The sequence below is a fragment of the Psychrobacillus sp. BL-248-WT-3 genome (assembly GCF_012843435.1).
Classification (GTDB): domain Bacteria; phylum Bacillota; class Bacilli; order Bacillales_A; family Planococcaceae; genus Psychrobacillus.
Genome location: NZ_JABAFC010000074.1, coordinates 1 through 4,373, shown reverse-complemented (window position 1 = coordinate 4,373; position 4,373 = coordinate 1). Strand labels below are relative to the sequence as shown.

The 4,373-nt window shown below is 39.7% G+C and carries 5 protein-coding genes; 3 read left to right on the top strand and 2 right to left on the bottom strand.

The features are described from left to right. The coding region (locus tag HF876_RS18805) for a hypothetical protein (protein WP_205964183.1) at nucleotides 1-251 on the top strand (251 nt) is incomplete at its 5' end. Between the two features lie 37 nt (nucleotides 252-288). Here the strand turns inward: HF876_RS18805 and HF876_RS18600 are convergent. Next, on the bottom strand, nucleotides 289-1,260 hold the full coding sequence (locus HF876_RS18600; RefSeq protein WP_169361539.1) for a proline dehydrogenase family protein: 972 nt from the start codon (nucleotides 1,258-1,260) through the stop codon (nucleotides 289-291). A 243-nt stretch (nucleotides 1,261-1,503) separates the two neighbouring features. Here HF876_RS18600 and HF876_RS18595 point away from each other — a divergent pair, with 243 nt between their 5' ends. Both HF876_RS18595 and brnQ read left to right on the top strand, forming a co-directional pair. Beyond that, nucleotides 1,504-2,484 carry a proline racemase family protein gene (locus tag HF876_RS18595; protein WP_169361538.1) on the top strand — a complete coding sequence of 327 codons (981 nt, stop codon included), beginning with the start codon at nucleotides 1,504-1,506 and terminating at the stop codon, nucleotides 2,482-2,484. A 30-nt stretch (nucleotides 2,485-2,514) separates the two neighbouring features. Then, the gene (brnQ, locus tag HF876_RS18590) at nucleotides 2,515-3,864 is read left to right on the top strand and encodes a branched-chain amino acid transport system II carrier protein (protein ID WP_169361537.1); all 1,350 of its coding nucleotides are present in this window, start codon (nucleotides 2,515-2,517) and stop codon (nucleotides 3,862-3,864) included. 311 nt (nucleotides 3,865-4,175) lie between these two features. Here brnQ and HF876_RS18800 read toward each other — a convergent pair. Then, nucleotides 4,176-4,373: hypothetical protein (locus HF876_RS18800; RefSeq protein ID WP_205964182.1), on the bottom strand; the 198-nt coding region annotated here is incomplete at its 5' end.

The following is a 4,373-nucleotide window of genomic DNA, read 5'->3' as shown; positions in this document are numbered from 1 at the left end:
CGGTAAAAGTTATGTTTGCGACAATGAGCACCCGGATTACTACAATCAAGCTCAGGTTTACGACAATCGCCCCGAAGATTACGACAATCCCAAAACCGCTCATCGGTCAAAGTGACTTTTACGACAATGAGGGCCCGGATTACTACAATCAAGCTCAAGTTTACGACAATCGCCCCCAAGATTACGACAATCCCAAAACTGCTCACAGGTCAAAGCTAACTTCACAACAATCCACCCTATCCTACAATTAAAAAACCTGGACCCCTATAAAGGAGGTCCAGGTTTTTATTATTTACGTTTTGTTAAGCGACCAGCTAGGAATGCAGCTGCTGCTAGTCCAATAACGGTGTTTGTTTTTTTATTGAATACTTGTTTGGTGACAAGTGCTAAGTTTTGTGGGCGTTCTGCTAGACGGCGCATGAAGTATCCATACCAGTCACTACCAAAAGGTACATATGTACAGAAGTTGTATCCTTCTTTTGCTAGTTGAAGCTGCATGTCCTTGCGGAAGCCGTAAAGCATTTGGAATTCGAATTTATCGTTAGGGATATCATTGATTTTAACAAATTGCTTCACATGATCAATCACGTTATGGTCGTGAGTCGCAATGGAGGTGAACTTGCCGTTTAGCAAATGATACTCAATCAATTGGATAAACTTACGATCAATCTCTGCTTTATCCTGATATGCGATGTTAGCTGGCTCTTTATAAGCACCTTTAACGATTCTTAAACGATAGTTTTTATATTTCTCGATATTTTCAGCTGATTCATGGAAGTAAGCTTGAATTACTGTGCCGATGTTGTCGTGTTGTTCACTTAGTTCCTCCATTAGCTCAAAGGAAGGATACAAACGGCCATAGTCTTCCATATCGAAGTTGACGAAAATATCGTATTCGTCCGCCAAGGCAACGATTTCTTTTAGATTTTCATAACAAAAATCTCGATCTATATCTAGTCCTAGCTGTGAAGGTTTTAAAGAGATATGTGCATCCACACCATGTTCATGTATTGCTGTAATAACCTCTAAGATTTGCTTCTTAGCAGCAGTAGCCTCTGATTTTTCGAACACGAACTCACCTAAATTATCAACCGTGCAGGAGATTCCCTGTTGGTTTAGTTCTTTAATGCTCTCAATCGTTTCTTGAATATTAGTTCCTGCAACAACACTTTGTGCACCCATTTTTAAACCATATTTTTGAGCTGCACTGTTGAGTGTACGGTTTTCAGATAAAGCGATAAAAAAGTCACGTAATGCCATCTAATATCTCTCCCTCATGTTCATCAATCAATTTCTCAAGCATTATAACATATATTTTAATATTGTGATAAATTTATCTTTTTTTAATATAAATATATTTTAGCGTAAATCCCTATATGACGGGGTTTATTATTAGAAAATAATAAAAAAATAAAATTATATGAATGCAATATACTTTTCAAAACATATTAAATATTATATGTTTTAAGTTAAAGAAGAAATTAATAGAAAGTGAGGACAAGTATGGATCAGTATATTTTAAGTTTAGAAACAATCGATACACATACGATGGGAGAGGCAACGCGTATAGTTGTCAACGGTTTTCCAGATATTGTTGGAGAGACGATGATGGAGAAAAAGGAGTATGTCAAAGAAAATTACGACCACCTTCGCAAGCTATTGATGAACGAGCCAAGAGGGCATAAAGATATGTTTGGCTCCATTTTAACTGAACCATGTAATGAAAAATGTGATATAGGAATAATTTTCATGGACAGTGGCTCCTATTTGAACATGTGTGGTCATGGTACTATAGGCACCGTTACGATGTGTTTAACTAAAGGGATTATTCCTAAAAAAGAGCTTATCTATGTAGATACGCCTTCTGGAGTTATAGAATGCAGAGCGTATTTTAAGGGAGATCAGGTGGAGAGTATCGAATTTACGAATGTCCCTGCGTTTATCTTACATAAAGGATTATCTATCAAGTTAAATGACATAGGAGATGTATCAGTAGATATTGCATTTGGAGGAAGTTTTTTTGGGATAATCAATTCCTCTGATATAGGGGTCAATATTGACCTATCGGACAAACAAAGAATATTAGAGCTTGCTACCGAAGCCAGAGATTATATCAATGAGCATATCCATATTGAGCACCCTACTATTCCGAACATCCGAACGGTAGATTTAATCGAAATTACGAATAAGATTAGTGACAATCATTATAAAAATGTAGTTGTATTTGGAGACGGACAAATCGATCGCTCACCTTGTGGAACTGGAACGTGCGCTAAAATGGCTGCCCTCGAATTAGAACCAGGAGCCTCCATTATTCAAGAAAGTATTATTGGTTCAACTTTTGAAGGAAAGGTATTAGGCAAAACGAAAATCGCGGAAATAGATGCTATTATCCCAGCTATCAAGGGGTCTGCTTGGATTACTGGAGAGCACAGATTTATTCTTCAGGAAGCAGATATTTATGCGGAGGGCTTTGCGATTTAGAGAAGGTTTTTATTTAAAGGGGGCAAAAAAATGGAAAAGAAATTATCGTTTTTTCAAATTGTAGCCATTGGGTTTATGTTATTTGCTATGTTCTTAGGTGCGGGTAATGTGATTTTTGCTCCAGTTCTAGGGCAACAGGCAGGGACCAATACACCGATTGCCATGGCAGGATTCTTAGTAACTGGAGTAGGCTTAGTTTTACTAGCAATAATTGCACTAACTAAAGGTGGAGGAACTGTGGAAAAGCTGGCAAGTAGGGTTTCCCCTAAATTTGCTGTTGTTTTCTCGGTTTTACTGTTTTTAACGCTAGGACCGATCTATGTTATACCCAGGACTACCTCTGTAGTTTATGAGATTGCTATTAAGCAGCTGATTACAGACAATAGTATGATAGGTTTATTTTTACTTGTCTTTTCTATCATTTTTATCGCTTTGACGGTTTACCTATCATGGGAGACTACTAAATTTGTTGATCGATTAGGCAAGTTAATCACACCTGTCTTTGCAACGCTTTTAGTGATCATCGTCGCTAAATCTATTTTCACTCCGATGGGCTCAGTACATGGACCTGTGGATGGAATGGGCTACGAAACTGCCAGTGATGCATTTTTAAAGGGGTTCACACAAGGGTACTTTACGATGGACGTGTTAGCAGCATTTGTCTTTGGTGGGATCTTTATTAAATCAATTGATGCTTTAGGTATTCGCTCTAAAAAGGAAGTATCCAAGGTGTTTATCAAGGCGGGTCTCGTTACTGTAGTTGGACTAGTTCTTCTGCAGGTATCGATGTCTTGGATAGGGGCAACTAGTGTAGATGCAGTAGGCTATACAACAAACGGCGGAGAGCTGATTGCACTTGCTTCAAAAGCGCTGTTTGGTCAAATTGGGATTTATTTAATTGGGATTGTAATTTTATTAACTGGTATTACGACGAATGTAGCTTGTTTAGCTGCTGTAGCAGAATACTTTGAGCGGATTATTCCGAAGGTGTCGTATAAGAAATGGTTAATCATCTTCTCGCTAGGGAGCTTAATTATTACTAACTTCGGATTAACTAAAATCTTGACTATGGCTTCACCAATATTAATGCTGCTGTACCCAATTGCTATTGCACTAATTATCTTGATTTTTACGGATAGCTGGTTCAAGGGTTCACGTGCGGTATATGTTGGTACTATTATCGGAGTAAGTATAGTTGCTATTATGGATGCATTAAAAGATGCGAACATTGCGGTAGAAACGCTTAACAATGTATTTGGCTTTATCCCGTTGTTTTCAAACGGAGCAGGGTGGATTGTTACTGGTCTGATTGGTGCAATCATCGGCTTTTTCTTTAAAAAGGAGAAGCAGGAAGAGACGGGGGAACTGCGAGAGGCTTAGTGTTTGTCCCTGTGTCAGACACAATTCATTTGGGCGGAATATTGAGCTAGGTGGGTTGCGGGGGAAGTTGTGTGTGTCCCTGTGTCAGACACAATTCGCCCAGGCGTACGATAATCTTTTTAATACGAAAAAGCTCCCATATTAGGGAGCTTTTCTTGTCTAGCTTCATCGCCTTGCCCCTCGGGGTCAAATGGATAAAAGCTCCGGTGGCTGAGGAACTGCCTCCTCGCTTTTTCCCATTTGCCTGTCGGGGCAGTAACAGGCGATTGCGCTTTTCTTGATGTCTAGCTTCATCGCCTTGCCCCTCGGGGTCAAATGGATAAAAGCTCCGGTGGCTGAAGAACTGCCTCCTCGCTTTTTTCCATTTGCCTGTCGGGGCAGTGACAGGCGATTCCGCTTTTCTTGATGTCTAGCTTCATCGCCTTGCCCCTCGGGTCAAATGGATAAAAGCTCCGGTGGCTGAAGAACTGCCTCCTCGCTTTTTTCCATTTGCCTGTCGGGGCAGTGAC

Coding starts and splice junctions, on each gene's coding strand:
- HF876_RS18600 (WP_169361539.1), bottom strand. CDS start 1,260: ATGGCATTACGTGACTTTTTTATCGCTTTATCTGAAAACCGTACACTC.
- HF876_RS18595 (WP_169361538.1), top strand. CDS start 1,504: ATGGATCAGTATATTTTAAGTTTAGAAACAATCGATACACATACGATG.
- brnQ (WP_169361537.1), top strand. CDS start 2,515: ATGGAAAAGAAATTATCGTTTTTTCAAATTGTAGCCATTGGGTTTATG.